The organism is Athalassotoga saccharophila, assembly GCF_009936215.1.
GTDB classification, from domain to species: domain Bacteria; phylum Thermotogota; class Thermotogae; order Mesoaciditogales; family Mesoaciditogaceae; genus Athalassotoga; species Athalassotoga saccharophila.
Genome location: NZ_AP019551.1, coordinates 816,050 through 841,340 on the forward strand (window position 1 = coordinate 816,050; position 25,291 = coordinate 841,340).

The window sequence follows — 25,291 nt, forward strand, 5'->3', positions numbered from 1 at the left end:
CCGGAGGTGTTGAAATTGAAAGTCCTGGTGATTAACGCTGGAAGTTCTTCATTGAAGTACCAATTATTTGACATGACAAATGAAAATGTTTTGTGCAGCGGAATAGTGGAGAGAATAGGTCTCGATGGTTCAAGACTTGTTCACAAGTTAAATGGTCAAAAGCATGTAAAAGATCAGGAAGTAAAGGATCACAGGGTTGCTCTCAAGATCGTGCTCGAAATTCTTACAGATAAAACCTATGGTGTTATAGGTTCGATGAAAGAAATAGATGCCGTCGGTCACAGGGTCGTACACGGTGGAGAGACATTCTCCGGTTCTGTTTTGATAGATGAAAAGGTTATGAAGGCACTTGAGGATAACATCGAACTTGCACCTCTTCACAATCCTCCGAATATAATGGGAATAAAAGCGGCAAAAGAATTGCTTCCAGACGTTCCTCATGTTGGGACTTTCGATACCGCATTTCATCAAACGTTGCCCAAGAAGGCTTACCTTTACGCGATACCTCTGAGATATTACGAAAAGTACAAAATAAGAAGGTACGGCTTTCACGGTACCTCTCATTTCTACGTTTCTCACAGAACAGCGGAGATCCTTGGGAGGCCAATAGAAGAATTGAAGATAATAACGTGTCATATAGGGAATGGAAGTTCTGTTGCGGCCGTTAAGTATGGAAAGAGCATTGACACTTCTATGGGTTTTACGCCTCTCGAAGGCCTTGTAATGGGAACGAGATCGGGAGATCTCGATCCTGCGATCGTGACATTCTTGCAGGAAAAAGAACATCTTTCCTATAAAGAGATAAATAACATTTTGAACAAGGAAAGCGGCGCATACGGACTTTCAAATGGATTGAGTAGCGATATGAGAGATATAGAAAATGCGGCTCTCGAAGATCATAATGAAGTTGCAAAACTCGCTCTTGATATATACGATTACAGGATAGCAAAATACGTCGGCGCTTATGCGGCCGCGATGAATGGTGTCGATGCGATAGCATTTACGGCCGGGGTTGGAGAAAATTCCCCTTACACGAGGGCCGATGTGTGCAGTTATCTTGAATTTCTTGGTCTCAAGATAGACAATGCTAAAAATAACATTCGTGGAAAAGAGGCCATAATATCTACCGAAGATTCAAAGGTAAAGGCGCTTGTTGTTCCGACAAATGAAGAACTTGTCATAGCGCGTGATACACAAAAAATAGCCAAAAGTATAAAAAAATGAGGAGGAAGTAATCATGATCCTTATGAAGGGGAAAAGCATCGTAAGTATTGACGATTTGACTATCGAGGAATTGAATCAGTTAATCGACACATCGATCCGTCTCAAAGATGAACTTTACAGTGGCGAAAGAAGGGACGTGCTTTCCGGTAAAACTTTGGGTATGATCTTTGAAAAGCCATCTCTGAGGACGCGCGTTGCCTTTGAGACTGCGATGACGCAACTTGGAGGTCATGCCATATATTTAGGACCGGACGATATAAAACTTGGAAAAAGAGAAACAACGGAAGATATCGCGAGAGTACTCTCGAGCATGGTAGACGTTATAATGGCAAGGGTGTTTGCGCATAAGACCGTTGAGGACCTTGCAAAATATTCAAGAGTACCGGTTATAAATGGCCTTTCTGATTTCGAGCATCCAACACAAATAGTCGGCGATATGGTAACGGTCAAAGAAAAATTTGGATATTTCAAAGGCATCAAATTTTCATTCATAGGGGACGGAAATAATGTCGCGAATTCTATAGCCTTGGCAGGTGCCAAACTTGGAATGCATGTTGTCATTGCATCTCCAAAGGGATACGAGTTGCAGAAAAAGGTCTTCGAAAGATCTCTTGAAATTTCGAAGTTAACGCAAGCAAAGATAGAAATAACGAATGATCCCGAATACGCGGCAAAAGATGCAGATGTCATATACACAGATGTATGGGCCTCTATGGGACAGGAAAGTGAGGCCGAAGCAAGAAAGAAGATCTTTGCACCTTATCAGGTGAACTCAAGGATAATGAGTCTTGCCAAAAAAACGGCCATTTTCATGCATTGTCTTCCTGCCCATTACGGAGAAGAAGTAACTGAAGAAGTTGGACATGGACCTCAGAGTGTGATATTCGAAGAGGCTGAAAATAGATTGCATTCGATAAAAGCGATGATTGTTCATGTCACAAGATGATCTTTTCGATCTCGATACAAGATAATTCGAGATAAAAAGATATAAATGTAGGAAAGTACTATTAAAAAGTCTTTTTTGTTTTTAATTGGCTTTAATCGCCGCTAATTGGCTTATACGGAATATCTATTAAAACGAATTTTGTTTTATAATTTTTACAAGCCTAAAAGGAGGCGATACCATGCAGGAAAAGAAAGAAAAGAAACAGGAAAAGAAACAGGATAAAAAAGAAAAGAAATAAGTAAGTTGGTAAGCAAATCCCTTCTCTAAGAGAAGGGATTTTTTGATTAATGAAGCAGATTGTAGAGATTACAGTGTTCGCTTCTATTAATGAGCACATGCATTTTGTTGACATATGTATATACATATGATAAAATTACAAAGGTGATCGCAATGAGAAAAGAAGAAAGAAGAAGAAAAATACTCGATTTACTCTCAAAATCAGATTCCGAGATCAGCGGAGATCAACTCGCCAAAGTTTTAGGAGTTACAAGGCAGATAATCGTTCAGGATATAGGCGTTTTAAGATCGATGGATTACAAGATAATCTCGCTTGCGAGAGGATACAAGTTGGTCAAAAAAGAAGAAGGTACAAGGAGAATAATCGCGGTCAGGCATTCAAAAGAAAAAATAAAAGAAGAATTGATGTGCATTGTTCAAAATGGGGGAAGGGTTTTAGATGTCATCGTTGAACATCCTGTCTATGGCGAAATAAGGGGAAACATCAACGTTTCGAATGAAGATGAGGTCGAGAAATTCATTGGAATGGTCGAAACATCCTCGGCTATGCCTCTTTTATCCCTTTCGAATGGGGTACATCTTCACACCATAGAAGCAAAGGATGAAGAGACCATAAATCGCATAATATCAATTCTTGACAAGAAAAAGTTCATCTTGAAATAGGAGGATGAAGATGAAAATAGACCGTGTAGTTGATCTTTACGTGCCTTCCAAAGTTCAAAGATCTTTGCTTTTGCTTTTCTCTCTTGCATGGATGGTCGATGCCGCCGGAGTTATGATGATGACATTCACCTTAGGAGGAATTTCCTCGGAATGGCATCTTTCGACATTTCAGTCAAGTACGATTGCGAGTTTAACCTTTGTCGGCATGCTATTGGGAGCGATAGGTTCGGGTTTTGTTCTCGATTTGGCTGGAAGAAAATTTGCGATGAATCTCTTTCTTGCCTTCACGATCTTTTTTACTTTCATAGATGGATTTTCACCATCTCCATTTTTATTCGGAATTTTTAGACTTTTGTCTGGCATAGGATACGGTGGCCTTATGCCTTCGGTCAACGCCTATCTTAGCGAGAGTACGTCCATGAAAATAAGAGGAAGATATCTTGTTTTGTTAGAGTCAAGTTGGGCAGTGGGAAGCATCTTAATTGGATTGTACGCAGTTACATCTGGATGGGGATGGAGAAGCGTTTATTACTCGATTTTAATTGGATCTTTGATTTTTATACCATTTTTGAGAATAAAAGAAAGCCCGCGCTACATCTTTTTGAAAAAGGGTAAAAAGGGCCTTGAAGAACTTTTAGGTTTTCATTTGGATGAAGATGTAGAAAAAATAGAGAAGTCTGTAATCCCCGTTAAGGCTCTTTTGGGGAAGCGCTATTTTAAAAGCACTATTCTTGTATGGTCATCGTGGTTTACAATAAGTTTGATATATTATGGCTTGTTCACATGGCTTCCAAAGATTCTTTCCGCGTCGGGAATAGGAACAAATGCGTTGTGGTTTACTTTTTTCATCTTTCTTGCACAATTGCCGGGGTACCTTAGCGCTGCTTATTTCATAGAGAAAATAGGAAGAAAACCTTCTTTGATTCTCTTTTTTGCTGGAACGGCCATTTCATCACTCATCTTTTCATTTGTTACAAACATTTACACACTTATCATCGCCGGGCTTGTAACGAGTTTCTTTTGTATGGGTGTATGGGGCCTTGTCTACGCTTACACGCCGGAACTTTTTCCGACATCCTTTAGAGGCAGCGCAAATGGATCTGCGGGAATGATGGCAAGAATTGCCGGCATAATAGCGCCTTATTTTGTGGCCGCCTTTTTCGGGACCAACGTTTTACACGCGCTGATATGGTTTTCGATTTTGGCCTTTTTGATGGCCTTTCTGACCGCATTCCTTGGAAGAGAAACTAAAGCAGAAAATATAGAATAAGCCCCTTAAATTGTCAAGGGGCATCATAACTCAACGAATGTTTGATCAATGATCGGTGAAGCGTGAGGAGTGAACCTATTTTAATTGACGATTATCAATTGAAAATTGTCAATTCTTGCTACATGCTACGTGCCAAATAGGCTTCCAGATCGATGATTCATTGAAATAAATCATGTATCCGCCGTTACTTCAACGGCATCTAATTTTTCAACCGCATCGAATCTGCACACTTCAAAGCAACTTCCACACTTTATGCACTTTTCTTGATCTATCGTGTGAACCTTTCTTACTTCACCAGTTATCGCCCCGGTAGGACACGCCCTCGCACACGCCGTGCATCCCGTACATTTGGCAGGGTCTATCCTGTAGGCTATCAAGGCCTTGCAAGATTTCGCAGGACATCTCTTCTCTTTCACGTGCGCTTCGTATTCGTCCCTGAAATATCTCAGAGTCGAGAGCACAGGGTTCGGCGCAGTCTGCCCAAGTCCGCAAAGGGCCGTGTCTTTTATTGTAACTGCGAGAGTTTCAAGTCTTTCTATATCTTCCATAGTTCCGTTGCCTTCAACTATTTTATCGAGTATGGAAAGCATTTTTCTTGTGCCTTCCCTGCAAGGGGTGCATTTGCCACATGACTCATCGGCAGTGAACTGCAAAAAGAATCTCGCCACATCTACCATGCACGTGTCCTCATCCATCACTATCATCCCGCCAGAGCCCATTATCGTACCTAAACTCGTCAACGACTCGTAATCTATCGGCGTGTCCAAGTACTCCTCGGGTATGCACCCTCCAGATGGCCCCCCTGTCTGGACTGCCTTAAATCGCTTTCCGCCCGGTATCCCTCCTCCTATATCGAAGATCAACTCCCTCAGAGTCGTCCCCATCGGTACCTCGACAAGTCCAGTATTGTTTACCTTACCAACCAGTGCGAATACCTTCGTACCCTTCGATTTCTCCGTCCCTATAGACGCGAACGCTTCCCATCCCTTGTTTATTATGTACGGCACATCCACAAGCGTCTCAACGTTGTTTATCACCGTCGGCTTCTTCCATAATCCGCTTTGTGCAGGATACGGCGGCTTTTGTACGGGCTGACCTCTTTTGCCTTCCACTGATTGTATGAGGGCCGTCTCCTCTCCGCACACGAATGCGCCTGCCCCTATCCTCAAATCAACGTCGAAATCAAATCCACTTCCGAATATGTCTTTACCCAAAAGCCCGTATTCTCTTGCCTGCTTTATCGCTATCTTTAACCTCTCTATCGCGAGAGGATATTCTGCCCTTACGTATATGTATCCCTGATGCGCCCCGATTGCGTATCCACCTATTGCCATTCCCTCGAGCAATGAATGCGGGTCTCCCTCCATCATGGACCTATCCATGAAAGCGCCCGGGTCTCCTTCGTCTGCGTTGCATATCAGATACTTCTCATCTGACTTCGACTTCCTCGTCAACTCCCATTTAAGACCTGTCGGAAAGCCCGCACCTCCACGACCCCTCAGTCCGCTCTTCTTTATCTCCTCGATGACCATCTCCGGCGTCATAGACAAAGCCTTTCTGAGGGCAAAGTAACCGTCACGGGCTATGTATTCTTCTATACTCGCAGGATCGATTACTCCTAAATTTCGGGTCGCAATCCTTACCTGACGTGTAAAGAACGGAATCTCTTCTGTCGCGCGTGGCTTTATCTCTCCGGACGGGCCTTTGTAAAGCAACCTTTGAACTACCCGTCCCTTTAGAAGATGCTCCTCGACAATCTCTTTCGCATCCGATGGCTTTAACTTCTGATAAAACACACCCTCTGGATATATGACCATCAAAGGTCCTAAACTGCACGCATCCATACAACCTGTTTCGACGACTTTTACGACCCCGTCGAGGGCGTATTTTTTTATCTCATTTTCGAGCGCTTCTTTTACGGATATCTCTCCTGCCGATATGCAACCACCGCCGGCGCATATCAGAATCGTATTCTCTAAAGGCATCGAATAAACCTCCTTATTGTGCGGATTTTTTCACAAGCAAGTCTCCCAAAATTCTTCCGCCTATCACATGTTCTTTGACTATGCGTTTTGCCTCTTCAATTCCCACGTTTCCGTATATCACGGGCTCTTGATCTCCGATTTGAACTTCGACTGTGGGCTCAACTTCACACAGTCCCATACATCCCGACTGGACTACGGCTATATCGTCTATTCCGTTTTTGTCGAGTTCATCGATAATGGTCATCAAAGTATCCTTTGCTCCGGCGCTTATACCACAGGTTCCCATCGCGACGGTTATCCTTCCTCTTTTTTTACCCTGACGCCCGCTCAGATTTTTAAGTCCCTCTTCCTTTATCTTTTCAAGATCTTCCAAACTCTTTATCTTCATTTTTTATTCTCCTTTCTTCTATAAGATTCTATTATTTGCGGAATCTTATCCGGAGTTAGACGTCCGTAAAAATCTCTTTCTCCTACGAGCATGACAGGTGCCATGCTGCATGCACCGAGACATCTCACTTCCTGAACCGAGAATAGTCCATCCGATGTAGGCTCATCACCTGTAACGCCCAATTCTTCTTTGACTCTATCCGAGATCTTCTGTCCTCCTTTGACGTAACAGGCCGTCCCAAGACACACCTTTATCTGGTATTTGCCGCGTGGCTTCATTGTAAAGAAAGAGTAAAATGTCACAACGCCAAAAACAGTGCTTTCGGGAATATCGAGTTTTTGCGCGATATGATGCTGGACTTCTGCTGGTAGATAACCGAAAATCTCCTGAGCCTTGTGCAAAACCCCTATAAGCATTCCTTTCTTGTCCGGTAAGTTGTCTATGAACTCGTCTAATTCCGCAAATTTAGGATCTGTTAGAGTCTGATTTTCCATTTATGGAATCCTCCAATCTTTTAAAATATTCAAAAATTATCTTCATGTTTTTTGGATTCGTTAAATCTCCCTTTATATCCTCAGATGAAAAAATGTAAGATTTATCTTTAAACGACCTTTCTATGTGCCATTTTGTGTTTGAAGAAAGGACAAGCGTTGCTAAGGTTCCCGCTAAATCTCCTATAGGCTGACAATCTATCGTCTTTTTGAATTCGGCCTTTATCTTCGTTCCTTTTCCCTTCATCGATTCTATTTTGACATATCCGCCGGTTAATTCTGCATATTCTTTCAACAAAGGAAGACCCAATCCCGTTTTTTTGTGCTTTGTGGTGAAAAAAGGGTCGAATACCTTTGATAGAGTTATTTCGTCCATTCCGCAACCATCGTCTAAGATTTCAAATTCGAATCTCATATCATCTTCTTTTATTTTGATTTCTATCTCTTTTGCCCCGGCATTTACAGAATTCTGGGCGATGTCAAGAATATGATCGGCTATTGTCCTCATCCGTGAATACTAACCTTCTTTCAAGCGCTAATTTGAATTCTTCGAAGGTCCTGTGATCCACCCCGACTTTAACCGTAGAAGTTCCTATTTGATCTAAGGAATGAGCGTCCGATGACTTCAATACAGTCTTATCGCTTTTTATTTTCCCTACCGCTTCCAAAGCATCGTACGGTGGATTATCGGGAATAAATCCAAGTTGCTTTAAAACTCCAAAAGTTCTCTCAACGTGCGCGTAAACAAAGAGTCCATTGAATGCTTTTATGAGTTTGAAAAGTTCGTCAAGGTGAAGATCTGTCGATGATGCTAAAATTCTATCTTCCATGCCTGTAAAATGATCTTCCTCATTAACGAATAACTGGTAGCCAAAATGTTCAGGGTCATTTTTAATGTCTGGAAGATGTGAATAGATTATCTTCGAGAATTCTTGAGACACTTCAACGGATTCGAAATATCCTAATACATGGACCTCCTCAATGCTTTGAATCTCGATTCCGGGGAGTATCTTTATTCCGTATTTTGAAAAGACCTTTTCAAATACTTTCAAATTCCCGCAGGTATTGTGATCTTTTATTCCAACCCATTCGATACCGTGATGAAAAAATCTTTTTGCCATTTCGTTGGGTACCATCGTTATATCGGCACAGGGCGAAAGGCAGGTATGGACATGAAAATCCCCGACGATCATCTTATGCCTTTTTGATATATCTTACCACATGCTTCAAAAGTGTTAAGCGCTGTCTTGAAAAGTGCTATCTTCTCTTTTTTTGCCCTTTGGATCGTTTCCTCGTCGAATTTATGGTCGTTGCAAAGAATTATCGCTCTTATTCCGGTTATTGCCGCGACGGCTATTATATTGATATGTGATTGAACGGTAAGCCAGACGGTATCCGGCTTTGCCTTTCCCATAACCTCGCTTAGCAGGTCGCATGCGTATCCGTGATCTATTTCTCCATCTCCATCGCTTACCATTTCAAATCCGAGATCTTTTAACTCTTCAATTTTCATCTTCGTGCCTCCAGAAATGCATCTCGACAAAGACTCCATTTCCCTTTGAGGATAGAATAACCATTCTGTCTGCACACCTTTTCATATTCGCAAGACCCATTCCGGCCCCAAAACCGTATTCTCTGACATAATCAGGGGCGGTAGAAAAGCCTTCCTTCATTGCGAGATCTATATTCTCTATTCCCTTTCCATTGTCGTTAACCCTTACCTCTACGAATTCTGGCTCTATGTAAGCCTTTATTCTTCCTGTAGAATTCGAATGGATTACGACATTTGTCTCTGCCTCGTAGGTTGCTATCGCGACGCGTTTTACGAATTTTGGAGGAAAATTTTTGGATATTAAAAATTTTTTTAACTCCGATGCTCCCGTCCCTGCCATCGATATATCTTTGTAGTCTATTTGAAATTCAAATTCTTCCCTTACGATTTTTACATTTTTTGGAATAGATCTGTAAATTTCCACCCCTACAAACTGCTCCCTTCTTGCGTCATGAACGTAAAGAACGCTCAACTTTGCCAACAACGCTATCATCAAATCGTATTTTGTCACAATCCCTATGACATTTTTATTTTCATCCACGACTGGGAAACGACCATATCCGTACATTTCAAATTTTTTAAAGGCATCCATTATCTTTTCATCTTTAGTAAGACATACAACGTTTTTTGTCATTATTTCTGAAACATTAGAATTTAGCATGTTATTTTCGAGTGCGTGAATTATATCTTCTATGCTTATTATACCTTTTAATCTCCCGCCATCATCGATTACGGGCAGACCAGATATGCGCCGTGTTCTCAAAAGTTCTTTTGCTTCATTTATTCTTTGATCCTCCCTTACAGTAACAACTGGGGAAGACATGAGATCTCCAACTGATAACTCTGAAAAGTAAGGCTGGATCTTTCTTATGAGATCGTCTACACTTTCCATTTGTAAAGTTCCACGCTATTTCCGTTTATGTCTTTAAGACCGGCACAAAAAAGCAGGCCACACGTCGTAAACATCACTAATTTTGTCGATATCAAAGGTATTTTGTAAGATTTAGCCATTTCAATGAACTCTTCATTCATTTCTTTTCCTCTCACAACGATTATTCCCCCCACTCCAACTATATCTGCAGCCTTTAGCATCTGCGATGTTGCAAGGCCCGTTACAAGTACCATGCCATCCCTTCCTACGGCTAACAGTTCACTTACCATATCAGTAGCACCGCACACGCTGCAATTTTTATCCTCAAAGTCCCATAACATTTTACCATTCACGATTTCAGCGATCTTTGAAAGCAGCATACAACCTCCAAGTGATTTTTTTAACAATCATATTATATCACAATTTTTTGCCTATTTAAAGACTTTATTTCCCTTTACGATTGTTAATTTCATGATAAAAATCTGACAATTAATTCTTGACATGTACATGATCTTGGGATATAATTACATATATGTCAACGGATCTCTTAAGAAACATGAATTTGTCATGATTTTGAGATCCAAAATGTATAAGGGGAGGTAAAAGAATGAAAAAGATCCTGATTATCATGATGGCTGTGCTTTTGGTCGGAGCATTTATCGGCATGGCAGCAGGCTCTGTTGTCAATCCCAACACGCTTGTCGAAGAGACCATAGGCCCATTCGATTCTATGGATCCGGCCTGGGCTTACGACACGGCATCTGGCGAAGTTATATGGCAATTGTATGAGAACCTTGTTCAGTACGATGGCACATCGACTGTCAATCTGTTGCCGATGTTATCCACCAACGTTCCATCAGTTGCCGACGGTACTATTCTCGATAACGGCACAACATACGTCTTCCACATAAGACAGGGTGTCTACTTCCACAACGGAGACATTCTGACTCCTGAGGATGTCGTCTACTCGCTTGAGAGGACAGTTATATTTGACAGAGCAGGTGGACCATCGTGGATGCTTGCAGGTCCATTGTTCCCGATGATAGATGGTCAGTATGTTTCGACAATAGTTCAGGTAGTCGCAAATGAACTTGGACTTAGCAATCCGCTCAATTACACGAGTCTGTCATCGTTAGGGATATTTGCAACCGGGACGAAGAATCCGTTGAGTGACAAGTACAAGCAGGCACTCATCAATGCGTTTAATTTGCTTGCGAAAGACTTTGAGATCAAGGGAAATGATGTCATAATTCACCTTCCACAGCCATACGCTCCATTCCTTTACATACTCGCGCACGGTGCAAACTGGTCTTCTATTCTTGACAAGAAATGGGCAGCCGATCACAACGCGTGGGACGGTGCGGCCGATGACTGGTGGTATTACCACAACCCGGTCGAAAGCGCCGATCCTCTCAGAGATATAGAGAATGGAACAGGCCCTTACCAGTTGCAATACTGGATACCTGGCAGAGAGATGGCCTTTGTGAGATTTGACAACTACTGGGGCAAACCCGCTCCCGTCAAATACGCGGTTATAAAGTACGTCAACGAATTCACAACGAGATTGCTTGATCTGTTGTCCGGTCAGGCAGATGTCATATACGTTCCTATCGAAAACCTTTCCGAAGTTGAGAACAATCCGAACGTTCGTGTTATAACGAAACTTCCGACTCTCGAAGTCGATAACATCTACTTCACATGGAATATAGCATCTCAGGGCAATTCTTACATAGGATCCGGAAAATTGGATGGTAACGGAATTCCACCCGATTTCTTCTCCAACTTGGATGTCAGAAAGGCATTTGAATATCTCTTCCCATACAAGCAGTACATCCAGCAGGCATGGAATGGAAATGCCATGCAGCCTAACAGTTGTATAATAGAAGGACTGCTCGGGTACGATCCTAACATTCCTATGTACCAGCAAGATCTTGCAAAAGCGACGGAATACTTCAAAAAGGCCTACAATGGCGAACTATGGCAAAAAGGCTTTAAATTTACGGCCGTCTACAACACCGGAAACACCACACGCCAACTTGCCCTTCAGGCTCTCTCCAATTACGCAAGGCAGATTAACCCGAAATTCCAGATAAACGTTGTCGGAGAACTCTGGTCGAACTTCCTCAACGATTACCTTGCCGGGAAACTGCCTATGTACATGATGGGATGGCTTGCAGATTATCCTGATCCATATGACTTTGCGGATGCTTACTTTGCATCGACGGGTGCTTACGGTTCAGCTTTAGGCCAGAACTTTATAGACTTTGCACAGAAAAATCTCGATCCACTTGTCAACGATCTGATAACCAACGTTGTTCCGTCCCAGCGCGCGGCGATAGCGCAGAAACTTTCGATGCTTTCTTATGAGAATGCGCTCTACATATGGACAGATCAGCCTTACGCATATGAAGTCCAAAGAACATGGGTCAAGGGCTGGTACTACAATGCCATGAGGCCTGGCATTGATTTCTACAGTTTGTCGAAATGATGGGCAATATTTTTTAGACAAAGATAAGGGGGCCCTTACTGGGTCCCCGTTTTTGGTTTGATGTGATGGAGGTTGCACATAATTTATTTGTGATTGAATTTTAACTTGAAGTGATCTGCATTAAAAGTTTATAATCAATAAAAGAATTCTAAAAAGGGCGGTGTTGTGATTGTTAAGTTTTATAATAAGAAGGTTGCTTTTGTTGCCTGTGACGTTGCTTGGGTTAACATTTTTGATCTTTCTATTCATGTCGGCGCTTTCTCCTTACGCACTCTTAAGTACTTACGTTAACAATCCACGTCAATTGCAAGCCCCCGGGGCGGCTCAGAATTTGATAAAGCAATATGGACTCGATAAACCATTTTACGTTAAATACGTGAGTTATCTCAACCAGATAATTCATGGAAATTTGGGGTGGTCCCAGACGATGAATGAAACGGTTGTGCAGGTTATAAAGACAAGATTTCCGGCTACGCTTGAACTTGCGCTTTATTCAATAATACCAATAGTTATAGTCGGAATATGGCTTGGAGTGGTTGCTGCCGTTCATCATAATGGATTAATAGATCAGATATTGAGAGTTGTTGCCCTTATTGGATATTCAGTGCCCGCTTTTGTTCTCGGGTTGCTTTTACTTTTTATATTTTACGGTGTGCTTCGATGGCTTCCGCCCGGAAGACTTGGACTTGGATTTGAGATGATATACAATTCACCTGCATTCCATCATTACACCGGTCTGGTTACGATAGATGCGCTTTTGAATGGAAGGTTTTGGATGTTTTTGGACGCTCTCAAACATCTTATAGATCCGGTTTTGACACTTTCTTTCCTTTCATGGGCTGGTCTTTTGAGGATAACTCGATCTTCAATGCTTGAGGCCTTGGGACAGGATTACGTAAGGACTGCCCGAGCGAAAGGATTAAGCGAGAGGGTAGTAATAAACAAGCACGCGAGAAGGAATGCGTTAATTCCTGCAACGACAGTTGCTGGTTTGATGTTCATAGGGATATTGGGCGGTGTGGTCATAACCGAGACCATCTTCAACTATCCCGGAATCGGAAGCGCCATGGCTCAGGCATCCGAACAACTCGATTATGCAACTGTTCTTGGCCTCTCTTTACTTTTCGGCCTTATAACGGTTGTTGGTAACTTGGTCGTCGACGTTGCCTACGCTTTGATCGATCCAAGAGTAAGGTTGGGGTGATTTGAATGGAAGGATTTGTCAAGGTTTTAAGAAAAATGTTCAGACATCCCGTCTCTATTGCGGGAATAATTCTTGTGCTTTTATTCTTGTCTATAGCCATCTTTGCTCCGCTTCTTGCTCCTCCTGCGTATCCGTGGAATCCTTACATGATGCCACAAAGCGGGCTCTCGGCAGTCCCACAACCACCATCGCCACAGCATATATTCGGTACCACCCAAGGACAGTATGATATTTATTACGGTGTAATATGGGGCACAAGAACTGCCCTTGAAGTCGGAGTCGTGGTTATAGGGCTTGCCCTCGTGATAGGAATTCTTATAGGGACGCTTGCCGCCTACTTTGGCGGATGGGTTGATGAACTTCTTATGAGAATCACGGATATCTTTCTTGCATTTCCATTTTTTGTGGGCGTCATAGTCGTTATAACGATAATAGGTCCGGGAATTACGAATGTAATGTGGGCACTTGTGATATTTTACTGGATGACCTACGCAAGGCTTATTCGTGGAAGTATTTTGGAGGTAAAGGAAAATCAGTACGTGATGGCTGCCGTTGCCCTTGGAACTCCGGGAGGACGCATAATAACAAGGCATTTGTTACCCAACTCGATATATCCGGTTATAATTCAGGCTTCGATGGATATGGCAACGATTCCTCTTACGGCTGCCGCCCTTTCTTTCCTTGGACTTGGCGCACCTGTGGGATATGCCGACTGGGGACAACTCGCATCCTTTGCGAGGAACTGGATAATTACGCCTTCCGGGGGAAATCCATTCCAGTACTGGTACACGATATTCTTCCCATCTGTCACTATAGTCCTTTACGCACTCGGATGGAATTTACTCGGTGATACTTTAAGAGACATTCTCGATCCGAGAATGCTCATATAGGATGTGATCTGAATGGCTCAGAAATTGTTGGAGGTTAAGGATCTGCATACGGTCTTTCACACCGAAGATGGAACGGTCGAGGCCGTAAGCGGTGTCAATTTTGAAGTTTATCAAGGGGAAACACTTGGAATAGTCGGAGAATCTGGATGTGGAAAGAGCGTTACATCTCTTTCCATAATGAGGTTGCTTCCCAAACAGACCGGAGAAATAACCAAAGGCGAGATCATCTTTAAAGGCAAGGACATTCTCAAATTGCCGGAAAATGAAATGAGACATGTCAGGGGCAAGGAGATCGCGATGATCTTTCAGGAACCCATGACGGCGCTTAACCCTGTCTACACGGCCGGAGAGCAAGTGGCCGAGATGGTCGAATTGCATCTTGGAATGAGTAAAAAAGATGCCTACAATTACGCCGTTGAGATGTTTAGGAAAGTTGGAATCCCGATGCCGGAAAAAAGAGTATACAATTATCCACACGAATTAAGTGGAGGTCTCAGGCAAAGGGTAATGATAGCGATGGCTCTATCTTGCAATCCGAGTTTATTGATAGCGGATGAACCAACGACGGCTTTGGACGTTACAATACAGGCTCAAGTCTTGGATTTGATGAGAAAACTTTTGAAAGAATATAATTCCTCCTTGATAATGATAACGCACGATCTTGGCGTCGTCGCCGAAATAGCCCAGCGTGTTGCCGTCATGTACGCAGGGCAGATCGTCGAATATGGTGATGTTGTGACGGTCTTTAAGAATCCTTCCCATCCTTACACGATAGGTCTTATGAAGGCAATTCCGAGGCCTGATGTGGAAGTTGAAAGACTTATATCGATAGAGGGAAATGTACCCGATCTTTTCCACATGCCAAAGGGATGTAGGTTCAACAACAGATGTCCTTACGCCATAGACAAATGTATGGAAATGCCACCGCTTTTTGAAGTTGAGCCGGGCCATCTTTCGAGATGCTGGAGATACAAAGAGATAAAAGATTTGTTAAAAAAAGAGGACGGTGTTGACGTTGGCAGAGGTTAAAAGCATACAAACAACACAAAATCAATCTAAAAATGATCAGATTTTGCTTGAGGTCAAAAATCTTAAAAAATACTTTCCCATAAAGGCAGGAGTGTTCAGAAGCACTGTCGGATGGGTAAAGGCTGTCGATGACGTTTCGTTCTACATAAAAAAAGGAGAAACTTTAGGCCTTGTCGGAGAGTCGGGATGTGGAAAGACCACCGTGGGACAAACCATTCTCAGACTCATAGAACCAACTGGTGGTCATGTCTTCTACAACAACGTCGACCTTTTCAAACTCTCGAAGGGACAGATGAAAAAGTACAGATCGAAATTACAGATGATCTTTCAAGACCCTTACAGTTCGCTGGATCCGAGGATGAGGGTAAAGGACATAATCGCAGAAGGGCTAAAGGCTGCCCACATTGGAAACACGAAGGAAAGGTACGAAAAGGTCAGAGATTACATGCAAAGGGTTGGGGTATCTCCCACGTACATGAATAGATTTCCACACGAATTCAGTGGAGGGCAAAGACAAAGGATAGGGATTGCGAGGGCACTCGTTTTGAATCCGGAACTTATAGTGGCAGATGAGGCTGTCTCCGCGTTAGACGCATCGGTACAGGCACAGGTGTTAAATCTTTTGGACGATTTGCAGCAGGAATTTCATCTTACGTATCTGTTTATAGCGCACAATCTAAGCGTTGTAAGGCATGTAAGTGACAGGGTGGTAGTCATGTATTTGGGGAAGGTAGTTGAGATAGCGAACAAGCACGAGATATTCTCAGACCCTCTGCATCCCTACACGAAGGCGTTGTTATCTGCCAACCCCATTCCAGATCCGACGGTAAAGAGGAAAGACAGGATAATACTCCAAGGAGATGTGCCAAGTCCTGCGAATCCGCCGTCTGGGTGCAGGTTCCACACAAGGTGCTGGCTTGCACAGCCGATATGTGCGCAGGAAGAGCCAAAACTTGAAGAGGTCCATCCCGGTCACTTTGTCGCATGTCACTTTTGGAAAAACTTAGAAGATCAAAATAAATAAAAAGTCCCCTTCGGGGGGACTTCTATTTTGATTGTTTTAGCACTATGTCTCCTATCCGTACACCAAGAATTTTGGAGATAACCGGACATTTTGATTCGAGGAAAAAGAACAATCTCTCATCTTTTATTTCATCGAGACCTTCGAAATTTCCCTGCCCTTTTGATATTATTAGATCAGATCTTTTCCACAGGTCTAAAAATTCATCTGTTGCCGTCTCGAGCGTCATTCCCGCCATCTCACTTCCCGATTCGATGATCTCTGCTTTTTCGAATCCAACTGCGATTGCATCTTCAAGCGTAGCATCGTTTATTATGGGAGCGCTGCGGACAGCCGCGATTATTCTTACATTGAAACGCTTTTTGATCTCCTCTATGAACCTTTTATCGAAGACTATCTCGCCCGTGTTATCTAAAATGTAGAGTACCAATCTTGAACTTTTGAGCCTTTCTATAAAAAGATCGTAATCGTCTATCGATAGAGTTTTTGTCTTTAAAAGATTTGTGAACTCTTCATCGATTTTTACGTTGTTGACACCAAAATCGAGATGATTGCCGAGTATAGAGGATATCGCAAATGATTTGAGAGGATCTTTACTTTCAAGGGCGAATTTTTCTATTTCTTTCAAGATCCCAATGGCTTTGAGATTGAGCGTTTTCTTTCTTGATTTGTAATGATCGTTGATGCCGGTCTTCATCTTTACCGTATCATTCACGATCTTTGAGAGTTCTATTGGTTTCATCCCGTATTTAGCATTTTCAAGGGATTTTGAAGCATATCTCATGACTTCGAATTTTTGAAAATCGTCTCCGTCCCATTCTTCGAGATTTCTTTCTGCCTGGGCTATAACACAGGCAAAACATTCTTTTGTCGCTTTCAATTGTTCACCTCTTCACATTTCGAGATTTACACCGTATTCGAATTTAGCCGTTTTGAAATCGTAAGATCCGTAAATTTGAACTGGAACGGTTTGATTGAAAAGCGAATCTATACCTACAACGGCACTTAATCCCACGATGGGTTCATTACCGCCAAGATCGTAGGAAGAAAATTGTGAAAGATCGACATACCTAAGGCCAAATTCACCGGTTACGTCGTACAAATTCACGTATATTCTCGATAGATTTATTGATTGGGAAAATGCCAAATTTCCGTTTAAAAAATTGATTCCCATTCCCATAACATTTCCAACAAATGGGAATGATGTGTAAAGGTTAAGACTGTAAGCCGTTAATTTTGTACCAAAAAATTCCAACTGCCCATTCATGTAAAATGGCAGGATCGCACTTGAGTTATTTGGAATGGATGATGGATTCCACAAAAAGATCATATTCATTCCAAAATTATTCACATTTGTGGTAGAAGATTCGTAAGTAAAATAAATAGAAGGGTAGAAAAGAAAATCTCTTTCGAATATCAAACCCGTAAATGGTATTCCAGCGCTTGAATAAATGGAAAAAGCAGAGGGCGAAAGGGTAAGGCCTGCGTTAACGCTTAACCTGCCGTAATGGGCAAGACCAAGTGTGAGATAATCGTAAGTTGCCGAAGACGATATGTTTCCGGATGTGTAGACTGTGTTAAAGCCCAATGTGTCTCTTAAGACACCAAATACGCCCATTGAATAAACGAGAGAGTTAATAGAGGTCCCTTGGGAAGTGATAACTGGAATTGTCCCTGCCATTATGGGTTTTAAACTGTCATTGTAAGGCTTCGAATCATTTTGAATTTTTGCAAAGATCGACGAAAGGTCGACGGAAAGATCGACCTGAACTTTTACGAGACTAAATCCATTTGCACTCGTAAGTTTGTCCTTCCATCCATCTATTACGAAAAGATTGTATCCATTTTGAGTGTAACCGGCGTAAAACAATTTATTTCCATCAACTTGGGGCGAGAATGATCCACCAATGACATTTGTTATTTTGTAAAATTGTCCATTTTGAAGGCTGACAGCGTACAGATTAAAGATCCCATCTTTGTCCGGTTTGGCAGCCGAGAAGATCATGTAATTTCCATTTTGAGAGAAGGTCATGTCTCTCATAAGATAATCGCCGCTTACAATCCCGTAAACGCTACCATTGGTGTCAATTTCGTATATCTCATCTTTTCCTTTGTAAGATCCGGAAAAATACACATTTCCATTGTAAGCGCTTATAGACGTTATAACCACGTAAGATGGAGAGAGAAGTATTTTTACACTACCGTCTTTGAGGTTAAAAGATTTTATTGAATAAAGTCCGCCATTTTCTTCGACGTAGGCTATGTTATCGTTAGAAATCCATGCTGTCATAAGAACATTTTTCAAATGCGTGTTGATCAATCCATTTGAATTAAGGATGAAGAGATGATCGTAGTCGAAGTTTCCACCATTTTGAGGGATAATTCTCGTAAAGGCCACGTTTTTTCCATCGGGAGAGACGGATAGAGATTGAATGTATCCATTATCGTATATAAATCCCCCAAGATTGTAAAATGTGTGGCTATTCATATCTGTTGTGTTCATTACCCTTATCGATGGAATTGAGGATGTGTCTTCGTAATAGTAATAAAGTTTACCGTTACCGTACCCGTTCATAATTCCGGTCCATCTGCCAGAATGGGTAAGTTGTATTCCATCTAATACCTGTCCGACATTTTTAACCTGATCGTCCACATCCTGCTTTTGGGCCGAGATCCATTCAGAGATTATCTGAGAGAAATTTTTATTCAAAGTTTTCGATATCGCCGAGGGAATTCCATCGGAAGGAGATTGAGAAAAATTCGATACTATCTTTTTGATCGCCGTGGCACCGTATGTTTGACCTATGTACCTTATAAAACTTCCCCCAACAAGGTAAGGTGCTCCTTCCGGATCCCATCCATCGCTTTCGTAATTTATCGATCCACCAAGACCCTTTAGATTTCCAGAGAGAACGTATTCCCTTAGGTACATCTCGAAGATAGGGTCGTTGAGCCTTCCCCTGTTATCGTTAAAGTAGGTCTCTGTGTATTCCGCAAGGCCTTCTTGAAAATATGAAGGAATCATAAGGCCATTGTAGGCGGTAGACAGTGGCACACCATAGACTCTCAAAAAATTTAGACCTCCCTTTTGGGTTATCAATATGTGCGTGAGTTCGTGGGTAAAGACAAATCTTACCCATGAACTAACACTTGGAGAGAATGTCTGATCTGCCGAGGAATTGAGAAAGATGAAGATCACGTTGTCCACAGGATCTGTAACCGAATTAACTATATCGGTATCATTTTGAATTACAACCGTTAATTTCGAATAAGGCTCAACGTCGTAAAAGTCTGTCAATTGCTGGTATACCGTGTCTGCGTATTTCAAAAATTCGTTAACGGCATACTCGCATCCCGGCTGATAAACAACGTTTAGGTAAGGAGTTGAGATGACTTCGTAGGAAGTGTAAGGATTCGCGTATATCGGCAAAAAGGGATTCATCGCCCCGAAAACGACAAAAGGAATAAAAAGCAATCCAGCAAGCCATCCCAATCCTTTCATATTTTAACCTCCTTAAAATTTCAACGTTATTTCAAAATTCTGCTCTTCTCCTTTGCCAAGATTAAATCTCCACATTGGCGTTAGAGAAGTACCCTGATACACCTTTTCAAATCCGGCCTCGGAATATGATATGGTGTATATAGGATACATCCAGTATTTTGTGATCTGGCCTGTCTCGATTTCGACGTGGACCTTTTCGTATTCGGAAACAACCTCTACCTTTTTGGATTCAAATTCCCCTGTGTATGAGGCCCTGTGCTTTTGCCCCCAGTCAAAGTATCTGTCATCGCTTTCGCCAGACATCAAATTTATCGTCATTTCAGATCCAAACCACAGACTTATCTTTCTATCCGATGCGTTTTTAATCGTGTAATAAACCCTTAAGAGATTTCCATCGATTTTAAAGGTTTTCCTGACATCGACCGGAATCCAGTCCGATCCTATCCACACATGGCCATGTCTTAAGACCGTGTATTTGTCTATCATCTCGTAAGGTTGATTGACGAAGTCTCCCTGTTCTGGATAAACCGATGATGCGTATCCATCGAGAGTTGCGTTGTCTCCAAAGAAATGATCCATAAAGGAAAATCTTTCGTACCAGTCGGTGTGAAGGTATCTTTGCAATCCCTCTTCCTTTGTTAGAATTACATCGTGGATGGTTTTAGCCTTTCCAAGTTTTTCAAGTTGTTCATTTGTTATGGCCTTTGGCATTAACTCGTGGTAAACTTCGTATCTTCTCGTAAGAGAGTTTATAAGGTTATATCCTTTGTCTCTCAAATCTATTTCAAGTACCCTGCCTCCGTAATCTGGATCCACTATGACCTCTATCTTGTCATTTTTTAAAACTATCTCATCAAGCCCGTCCTTATCGTAATCCAATACTTCAACCTTACCGATCTTTGCACTGTCTATCATCATTTCGGCCTTTATCAAATGGTTGTAAACGGCAGCCCTTAAATGTGGAAGGTAAAGTCCTCCAAAGACTCCATGCCAGTAAGGATCGTTGCATTGACCCTGCCAGTATTCGTTGAGTATCTCAGCGTTCTTCACGTTCATCTTTTTGATCATGTCATGTATGTATAGAACTTTTTTGTGCATGAGATTTGATTCGGTGTATTTGGCAAGAAAGGTTCTCCATATTCCTCCTTTAAGAAACATCTCCATCGACTCGTAAGCATTCGATTTTTTGAGATTTTCTATTAAAGATTCGAAATTGGCCCTTGCCCTTGTCGGCAGAGCCCATTCCATCATTTCACTGTAAGAGGATATCGGAAGGTATGTCCTTCCCATTGCACTGTGGGTATCCACGTATTCTGAAAATGATACGCTGTTAAGCCATGAAGAGTTCTTTTCAATAGCGCCAAAGAATTCCTCGAGCCATTTTTTCGTGTAAACCTGATCGTAAGTGCCCGGCCATACGCCGAATTTTTCTCCATCGTCGAACATGACCAGCGCATTCTTGCCGTCAGAGGTCGCAAAGGTTTTCAAAAATGAAATCGTGTCCTCAACATTTTCAAATGGGATAAGATATCTCAATTTTTTCGAGATGGGGAAGACTTTAAGCGTGTATCCCTCTTCTTCCGTTACGTAGTAGCCGGTAAGTTCATCCTCGTAATGACCGGCATTTTTGAAATGTGAATCGTCGACGACTACGTATTCAACGCCTGCAAGGGCGAGAGATTTTGCTATTTGTGGTTCCCACACTCTTTCGGCAAGCCACATTCCACGTGGTTTTGTGCCAAAAAGTTCCTCAATTCTTTCGGAAAGTTTTTTTATCTGTCCTACTCTGTCTTCTTCGGGAATAACTGGAATTATAGGTTCGTAAAATCCACCAGTGAATATCTCAAGTTGACCTTTCTCAACGAGACCTTTTACCTTTTTTATGTAATCTGGATATCTTTTTGCAAGTTCATCTAAAAGCCATCCGGTAAAATGAATTGCCATTTTAACGTTCGGGAATTTTTCAAGAGTTTCTATGAAAGGTTTATAAGATCTTTCGTAAGCCTCCTCGATCACAAAACCAAAATTTCCAACCGGCTGGTGGTTATGAATGCCAAATAAAAAGTTAACTTTGTTCAAAATAGCACCTCCTAAATTTTGCCTCTTTTTTTGTATTTTATATCGTATTTGTTATTTGTTTGACCATCGAAGATCAATCTTATCTTTAGATTTTTCGATCTTTCAATCGATTTTACTGCATCATCTTGAAAATACGTCTTCATGGATGGATGAAGATGTACCTCTACCTCTCCTATGTCCTTTGAGTCCATAGTCTGAATTTCCTTTAAAACACTTCCTGCAATTCTCCTCGGAGAGACAACCGTTCCATCGCCGAGGCACACGGGACATTTGACTTTGTAAAACTCTCTTAAAGGCGGTGAGACTCTCTTTCTCGTCATTTCAAGCAATCCAAAATGGGTAAAACCTCCTATTGTTGTTTTGACCTTGTCCTTTTTCAATTCTTCTTCGAGTACATGAATTACCAATTGGCGCTCCGATTCACTTTTCATGTCTATGAAATCTATGACTATAACACCGCTTTCATTCCTAAGCCTTAACTGTCGTGGGATTTCTTTTGCGCTTTCTATGTTTGTTTTTAAAATCAAATCTTCCGAATCTACCCCCGACGTGTTAGATCCGGTATTCACATCTATTACAAGCAATGCCTCGGCCGGATCAAAGTAAAGTACTCCACCGCTTGGCAGTCTCACAGTTCTCGAAAGAGAGTCTAAGATCTGCTTTTCTATATTTAACTCTTTGAAAATGTCGATTTTCGAAAGTCTTATCATTGGTTGACGCTTTAAATTCAGAGATTTTATCATTCCTAAAAGTTCATTGTAAACTCTTTCATCGTCTATTATTATCTCATCGACCGAATCGTCAATCTTTTCTCTGAGAATATATTCAAGAAGCCCGTGATCTTCGTAAATTAACTGCGGCTTTCTTGCCCTTCTGAACTTTTTTTGAATTTCTTCCCATGTCTTTTTTAAATGTTGCAATTCTTCACTTATCTTTTGTGCGTCCACGCCTTCTGCAGCCGTTCTCACGACAAGACCATATCCCTTTGAGATCGATTTTGCTATCTCGAATAACCTCTTTCTTTCACTTTGATCTGTGATCTTTCTCGAAATGCCTATATTCGCAACGTAAGGCATCAAAACAAGATACCTCCCGGGTATGCTTATGTAAGAGGTTACCTGCGGTCCTTTAAGTCCTATCGCGTCTTTTTTTACCTGAACGAGTATCTTCTGCTTTGGCTTTAACATCTCAACCTTCAAAGTCTTTCCATTCCTTGGCTTTGAAAGACATACGTCCTTTTCTCTCAAAAAGGCATTCTTTCCTTCACCTATATTCACGAATGCCGCCTGAAGGTTCGGGACTATATTCTCCACCCTTCCAAGGTATATACTACTTGCGATCGATTCCTCATCTGCAGATTCAAAATAAACCTCAACAAGTTGTTCATCTTCAAGCAGGGCTATTTTCAATCCGTCTATTTCATCTTTACTTACAACAACACGTTTGAGCGATGTTTTGCTTGTTACTATAAATACCACCTCTTTAGAAACTATGTAAAATACCCGATACGACCAAATTCCATCCGTCTACAAGTACAAAAAGCAAAAGTTTAAATGGCAACGAAATCATGACAGGCGGTATCATTATCATACCTAAAGAGAGCAAAATAGACGCAACTATCATGTCTATCAATATGAAAGGTATGTAAAGCAAAACGCCTATCTTAAAGGCTATTTTAAGTTCACTCAAAACAAAGGCCGGTATAAGTATACTTGTAGGTACATCACTTAAACTCTTGGGTGCCGGCATATTTCTGTAACTCGTAAAGATCAAAATCGAACTTTGATCTTTGTGCTTTACTATTTCCGAATACATGAATTCTCTAAACGGTTCCAGACCATCTTTAATGGCCTGCTGATATCCTATTTTACCATTCATGTAAGGTACAAGTCCATCTTCGTATGCCTTTGTGAAGGTTGGCTGCATTATGAAAAATGTCATGAATAAGGCTAAACCAACGAGAATTTGATTCGGAGGAGATTGCTGGGTTGCCATCGCGCTTCTTAGAAGCGAGAAGACAACGATTATCCTTGTGAATGAAGTCATGAGGATCAATATAGAGGGTGCCAAAGATATAACCGTGATTATGAGCAATACGATAAGAGTTGTCGAAAGTTGTGAGGATGTTGGAGTTCCTCCTATCGTTATCGTCAGAGAAGGCAAAGACGGCGGTGTTGGAGCCGTTTGAGCAAAAATGGCAGAAGATAATAAAAAAAGAAAAAAAATCAAAAGTATGATCTTTTTCATCTACATCCGATCCAGACGATCTATCTGACTTTTGAGGAAATTCTTCCCCATCTTGGAAAAGAAGATCTTTGAAAAACTCTGAGATTCCGATATTTCTATCTCTTTTATGTCTTCTTCATCTTCTATCTTTCCAATAATTTCGGTACTCGAAGGAGTACAGGCCAAAAACACGTATTTGTTATTCAACTTCAAAAGATAAATCGTTGTATTCCTGCCAAGCGACATTGAATCTATAACCCTTATGTATTTCGATTTGCTCTGACGGTTTCCGATTCTCCTTACAATGTAGAGTACGAAAAGCAGAAAAGCGATTATGAGTATCGTTGAGATCAAAAAAGTTATCATCGAAGAATTGAAAACGGAAACCGTCGTTTGTGTCGCTTGGTTCATAAAATCACTTCGCCACTTTAGATAAGGCTTCTACCACCCTGCTTTGCTGGAAGGGCTTTACTATGAAATCCTTCGCCCCTGCCTGTATGGCTTCAACTACCATCATTTGCTGTCCCATCGCGCTGCACATTATTATCTTTGCGTTTGGATCCATCTTCATTATCTCTTTTGTTGCCTCTATGCCTGTCATTTCAGGCATCGTTATGTCCATCGTCACGATATCCGGGTTCAATTCTTTGTACTTTTCGATTGCTTCCTTCCCGTTCGAGGCTTCTCCCGCCACTTCGTAACCTGCCTTTGTGACTATATCTTTTAAAAGCATTCTCATAAAAGCGGCATCATCGACGATTAAAACTCTCTTGCCCATTCTTTACCTCCTACGAACTGATTTGATCTCTTACGAAATTTTGCAGATCAAGCATCGAAATAAGCCTATTTCCTTTCATTATAACACCTTTTACGTAATTTGAATTGTCTATCTTGATCGTTGAATCAAACTCGGACGGTTGAACCCACATGACTTCAGTTACACCATCGACTAAGAAGCCAACTTCATTTTCATCTATTTGGGTCACAACCACATTCGCGCCCGCACTCTCTTTAGCAGAGGAAGAGGTTATTCTCTTTGTGTCTATGACAGGCACTATTCTGCCTCTTAGGTTCATTACGCCCTTTAAAAAACTCTTCGAATTCGGTACCCTCGCTATTTCGGAAGTTTCGACTATTATACCTATAACCCCTATGTCTATTGCGTATTCTTTGTCTCCAATCCTGACTCCCAAAACTTCAAATGGTTTATCGAATGTTTTCATTA

General features: G+C 41.6%; 25 protein-coding genes. 9 read left to right on the forward strand and 16 right to left on the reverse strand.

Annotated elements, in window-relative coordinates; translation table 11 throughout:
- Positions 1-15 precede the first annotated feature (15 nt).
- From ackA to ATHSA_RS04135, 4 genes are all read left to right on the forward strand, one after another.
- Positions 16-1,224 carry an acetate kinase gene (gene ackA, locus ATHSA_RS04120; protein ID WP_161847887.1) on the forward strand — a complete coding sequence of 403 codons (1,209 nt, stop codon included), beginning with the start codon at positions 16-18 and terminating at the stop codon, positions 1,222-1,224.
- Between the two features lie 13 nt (positions 1,225-1,237).
- Positions 1,238-2,170, forward strand: coding sequence for an ornithine carbamoyltransferase (gene argF / locus ATHSA_RS04125; protein WP_197739230.1), 933 nt, complete (start codon positions 1,238-1,240; stop codon positions 2,168-2,170).
- A 390-nt stretch (positions 2,171-2,560) separates the two neighbouring features.
- Positions 2,561-3,070 carry a transcription repressor NadR gene (locus tag ATHSA_RS04130; RefSeq protein ID WP_170288388.1) on the forward strand — a complete coding sequence of 170 codons (510 nt, stop codon included), beginning with the start codon at positions 2,561-2,563 and terminating at the stop codon, positions 3,068-3,070.
- A 10-nt stretch (positions 3,071-3,080) separates the two neighbouring features.
- Positions 3,081-4,340, forward strand: a complete 1,260-nt coding sequence (locus ATHSA_RS04135) for an MFS transporter (protein ID WP_161847888.1) — start codon at positions 3,081-3,083, stop codon at positions 4,338-4,340.
- Between the two features lie 170 nt (positions 4,341-4,510).
- Here the strand turns inward: ATHSA_RS04135 and nuoF are convergent, their stop codons facing one another.
- Genes nuoF through ATHSA_RS04175 form a run of 8 tightly spaced genes read right to left on the reverse strand, consistent with a single transcriptional unit; the run spans position 4,511 to position 10,007 of the window.
- The gene (nuoF, locus tag ATHSA_RS04140) at positions 4,511-6,325 is read right to left on the reverse strand and encodes an NADH-quinone oxidoreductase subunit NuoF (RefSeq protein WP_161847889.1); all 1,815 of its coding nucleotides are present in this window, start codon (positions 6,323-6,325) and stop codon (positions 4,511-4,513) included.
- 13 nt (positions 6,326-6,338) lie between these two features.
- Positions 6,339-6,713 (reverse strand): (2Fe-2S) ferredoxin domain-containing protein, encoded by a 375-nt coding sequence (locus ATHSA_RS04145; RefSeq protein ID WP_161847890.1) that lies wholly within the window; start codon positions 6,711-6,713, stop codon positions 6,339-6,341.
- Positions 6,710-7,207, reverse strand: coding sequence for an NADH-quinone oxidoreductase subunit NuoE family protein (locus ATHSA_RS04150; RefSeq protein ID WP_161847891.1), 498 nt, complete (start codon positions 7,205-7,207; stop codon positions 6,710-6,712). Before ATHSA_RS04150 ends, ATHSA_RS04145 begins: the two co-directional genes overlap by 4 nt.
- Positions 7,179-7,712: an ATP-binding protein gene (locus tag ATHSA_RS04155; protein WP_161847892.1), complete on the reverse strand. Its 534-nt coding sequence runs from the start codon at positions 7,710-7,712 to the stop codon at positions 7,179-7,181. The genes ATHSA_RS04150 and ATHSA_RS04155 overlap by 29 nt, the downstream gene beginning before the upstream one ends.
- Complete coding sequence (locus ATHSA_RS04160) at positions 7,684-8,397, reverse strand: PHP domain-containing protein (RefSeq protein WP_161847893.1); 714 nt, start codon at positions 8,395-8,397, stop codon at positions 7,684-7,686. The genes ATHSA_RS04155 and ATHSA_RS04160 overlap by 29 nt, the downstream gene beginning before the upstream one ends.
- The gene (locus tag ATHSA_RS04165) at positions 8,394-8,717 is read right to left on the reverse strand and encodes a DRTGG domain-containing protein (RefSeq protein ID WP_161847894.1); all 324 of its coding nucleotides are present in this window, start codon (positions 8,715-8,717) and stop codon (positions 8,394-8,396) included. Before ATHSA_RS04165 ends, ATHSA_RS04160 begins: the two co-directional genes overlap by 4 nt.
- Complete coding sequence (locus ATHSA_RS04170; RefSeq protein WP_161847895.1) at positions 8,707-9,648, reverse strand: CBS domain-containing protein; 942 nt, start codon at positions 9,646-9,648, stop codon at positions 8,707-8,709. The genes ATHSA_RS04165 and ATHSA_RS04170 overlap by 11 nt, the downstream gene beginning before the upstream one ends.
- The gene (locus ATHSA_RS04175; RefSeq protein ID WP_161847896.1) at positions 9,636-10,007 is read right to left on the reverse strand and encodes a DRTGG domain-containing protein; all 372 of its coding nucleotides are present in this window, start codon (positions 10,005-10,007) and stop codon (positions 9,636-9,638) included. Before ATHSA_RS04175 ends, ATHSA_RS04170 begins: the two co-directional genes overlap by 13 nt.
- Positions 10,008-10,234: 227 nt before the next feature.
- On the opposite strand from ATHSA_RS04175, the gene ATHSA_RS04180 reads away from it, so the two are divergent.
- The 5 genes from ATHSA_RS04180 (at position 10,235) to ATHSA_RS04200 (ending at position 16,262) form a co-directional block, all read left to right on the forward strand.
- Positions 10,235-12,115 (forward strand): ABC transporter substrate-binding protein, encoded by a 1,881-nt coding sequence (locus tag ATHSA_RS04180; RefSeq protein WP_161847897.1) that lies wholly within the window; start codon positions 10,235-10,237, stop codon positions 12,113-12,115.
- Between the two features lie 169 nt (positions 12,116-12,284).
- Positions 12,285-13,319, forward strand: coding sequence for an ABC transporter permease (locus ATHSA_RS04185; protein ID WP_161847898.1), 1,035 nt, complete (start codon positions 12,285-12,287; stop codon positions 13,317-13,319).
- A 5-nt stretch (positions 13,320-13,324) separates the two neighbouring features.
- Positions 13,325-14,209 (forward strand): ABC transporter permease, encoded by an 885-nt coding sequence (locus ATHSA_RS04190; protein WP_161847899.1) that lies wholly within the window; start codon positions 13,325-13,327, stop codon positions 14,207-14,209.
- Positions 14,210-14,221: 12 nt separating this feature from the next.
- Positions 14,222-15,238, forward strand: coding sequence for an ABC transporter ATP-binding protein (locus ATHSA_RS04195; protein ID WP_161847900.1), 1,017 nt, complete (start codon positions 14,222-14,224; stop codon positions 15,236-15,238).
- Positions 15,225-16,262 carry an ABC transporter ATP-binding protein gene (locus ATHSA_RS04200; protein WP_232060149.1) on the forward strand — a complete coding sequence of 346 codons (1,038 nt, stop codon included), beginning with the start codon at positions 15,225-15,227 and terminating at the stop codon, positions 16,260-16,262. Before ATHSA_RS04195 ends, ATHSA_RS04200 begins: the two co-directional genes overlap by 14 nt.
- A gap of 22 nt (positions 16,263-16,284) precedes the next feature.
- Here ATHSA_RS04200 and ATHSA_RS04205 read toward each other — a convergent pair whose 3' ends face one another.
- From ATHSA_RS04205 to ATHSA_RS04240, 8 genes are read right to left on the reverse strand one after another with little or no spacing between them, the layout of a single operon-like run.
- Positions 16,285-17,139 carry a damage-control phosphatase ARMT1 family protein gene (locus ATHSA_RS04205; protein WP_161847901.1) on the reverse strand — a complete coding sequence of 285 codons (855 nt, stop codon included), beginning with the start codon at positions 17,137-17,139 and terminating at the stop codon, positions 16,285-16,287.
- 12 nt (positions 17,140-17,151) lie between these two features.
- A complete protein-coding gene (locus tag ATHSA_RS04210; protein WP_161847902.1) occupies positions 17,152-19,761 on the reverse strand; it encodes a TolB-like translocation protein in 2,610 nt (869 codons plus the stop codon).
- A 12-nt stretch (positions 19,762-19,773) separates the two neighbouring features.
- Positions 19,774-21,840 carry an alpha-amylase/4-alpha-glucanotransferase domain-containing protein gene (locus ATHSA_RS04215; RefSeq protein WP_161847903.1) on the reverse strand — a complete coding sequence of 689 codons (2,067 nt, stop codon included), beginning with the start codon at positions 21,838-21,840 and terminating at the stop codon, positions 19,774-19,776.
- Positions 21,841-21,851: 11 nt separating this feature from the next.
- On the reverse strand, positions 21,852-23,318 hold the full coding sequence (locus ATHSA_RS04220; protein WP_161847904.1) for an Rne/Rng family ribonuclease: 1,467 nt from the start codon (positions 23,316-23,318) through the stop codon (positions 21,852-21,854).
- 4 nt (positions 23,319-23,322) lie between these two features.
- The gene (fliP, locus tag ATHSA_RS04225; protein WP_161847905.1) at positions 23,323-24,087 is read right to left on the reverse strand and encodes a flagellar type III secretion system pore protein FliP; all 765 of its coding nucleotides are present in this window, start codon (positions 24,085-24,087) and stop codon (positions 23,323-23,325) included.
- On the reverse strand, positions 24,088-24,477 hold the full coding sequence (locus ATHSA_RS04230; RefSeq protein WP_161847906.1) for a FliO/MopB family protein: 390 nt from the start codon (positions 24,475-24,477) through the stop codon (positions 24,088-24,090).
- Between the two features lie 4 nt (positions 24,478-24,481).
- Positions 24,482-24,844, reverse strand: a complete 363-nt coding sequence (cheY, locus tag ATHSA_RS04235; RefSeq protein WP_161847907.1) for a chemotaxis protein CheY — start codon at positions 24,842-24,844, stop codon at positions 24,482-24,484.
- Positions 24,845-24,854: 10 nt separating this feature from the next.
- Positions 24,855-25,289 carry a chemotaxis protein CheW gene (locus ATHSA_RS04240; protein WP_161847908.1) on the reverse strand — a complete coding sequence of 145 codons (435 nt, stop codon included), beginning with the start codon at positions 25,287-25,289 and terminating at the stop codon, positions 24,855-24,857.
- Positions 25,290-25,291 lie beyond the last annotated feature (2 nt).

Excerpts from the sequence above, each read along its gene's own strand:
- ATHSA_RS04240 (WP_161847908.1), bottom strand. The coding sequence starts at position 25,289 with ATGAAAACATTCGATAAACCATTTGAAGTTTTGGGAGTCAGGATTGGA.
- ATHSA_RS04230 (WP_161847906.1), bottom strand. The coding sequence starts at position 24,477 with ATGAACCAAGCGACACAAACGACGGTTTCCGTTTTCAATTCTTCGATG.
- ATHSA_RS04160 (WP_161847893.1), bottom strand. The coding sequence starts at position 8,397 with ATGATCGTCGGGGATTTTCATGTCCATACCTGCCTTTCGCCCTGTGCC.
- argF (WP_197739230.1), top strand. The coding sequence starts at position 1,238 with ATGATCCTTATGAAGGGGAAAAGCATCGTAAGTATTGACGATTTGACT.
- ATHSA_RS04150 (WP_161847891.1), bottom strand. The coding sequence starts at position 7,207 with ATGGAAAATCAGACTCTAACAGATCCTAAATTTGCGGAATTAGACGAG.
- ATHSA_RS04210 (WP_161847902.1), bottom strand. The coding sequence starts at position 19,761 with ATGAAAGGATTGGGATGGCTTGCTGGATTGCTTTTTATTCCTTTTGTC.
- nuoF (WP_161847889.1), bottom strand. The coding sequence starts at position 6,325 with ATGCCTTTAGAGAATACGATTCTGATATGCGCCGGCGGTGGTTGCATA.
- ATHSA_RS04165 (WP_161847894.1), bottom strand. The coding sequence starts at position 8,717 with ATGAAAATTGAAGAGTTAAAAGATCTCGGATTTGAAATGGTAAGCGAT.
- ATHSA_RS04175 (WP_161847896.1), bottom strand. The coding sequence starts at position 10,007 with ATGCTGCTTTCAAAGATCGCTGAAATCGTGAATGGTAAAATGTTATGG.
- ATHSA_RS04145 (WP_161847890.1), bottom strand. The coding sequence starts at position 6,713 with ATGAAGATAAAGAGTTTGGAAGATCTTGAAAAGATAAAGGAAGAGGGA.
- ATHSA_RS04155 (WP_161847892.1), bottom strand. The coding sequence starts at position 7,712 with ATGAGGACAATAGCCGATCATATTCTTGACATCGCCCAGAATTCTGTA.
- ATHSA_RS04190 (WP_161847899.1), top strand. The coding sequence starts at position 13,325 with ATGGAAGGATTTGTCAAGGTTTTAAGAAAAATGTTCAGACATCCCGTC.
- ATHSA_RS04195 (WP_161847900.1), top strand. The coding sequence starts at position 14,222 with ATGGCTCAGAAATTGTTGGAGGTTAAGGATCTGCATACGGTCTTTCAC.
- ATHSA_RS04130 (WP_170288388.1), top strand. The coding sequence starts at position 2,561 with ATGAGAAAAGAAGAAAGAAGAAGAAAAATACTCGATTTACTCTCAAAA.
- fliP (WP_161847905.1), bottom strand. The coding sequence starts at position 24,087 with ATGAAAAAGATCATACTTTTGATTTTTTTTCTTTTTTTATTATCTTCT.
- cheY (WP_161847907.1), bottom strand. The coding sequence starts at position 24,844 with ATGGGCAAGAGAGTTTTAATCGTCGATGATGCCGCTTTTATGAGAATG.
- ATHSA_RS04170 (WP_161847895.1), bottom strand. The coding sequence starts at position 9,648 with ATGGAAAGTGTAGACGATCTCATAAGAAAGATCCAGCCTTACTTTTCA.
- ATHSA_RS04135 (WP_161847888.1), top strand. The coding sequence starts at position 3,081 with ATGAAAATAGACCGTGTAGTTGATCTTTACGTGCCTTCCAAAGTTCAA.
- ATHSA_RS04180 (WP_161847897.1), top strand. The coding sequence starts at position 10,235 with ATGAAAAAGATCCTGATTATCATGATGGCTGTGCTTTTGGTCGGAGCA.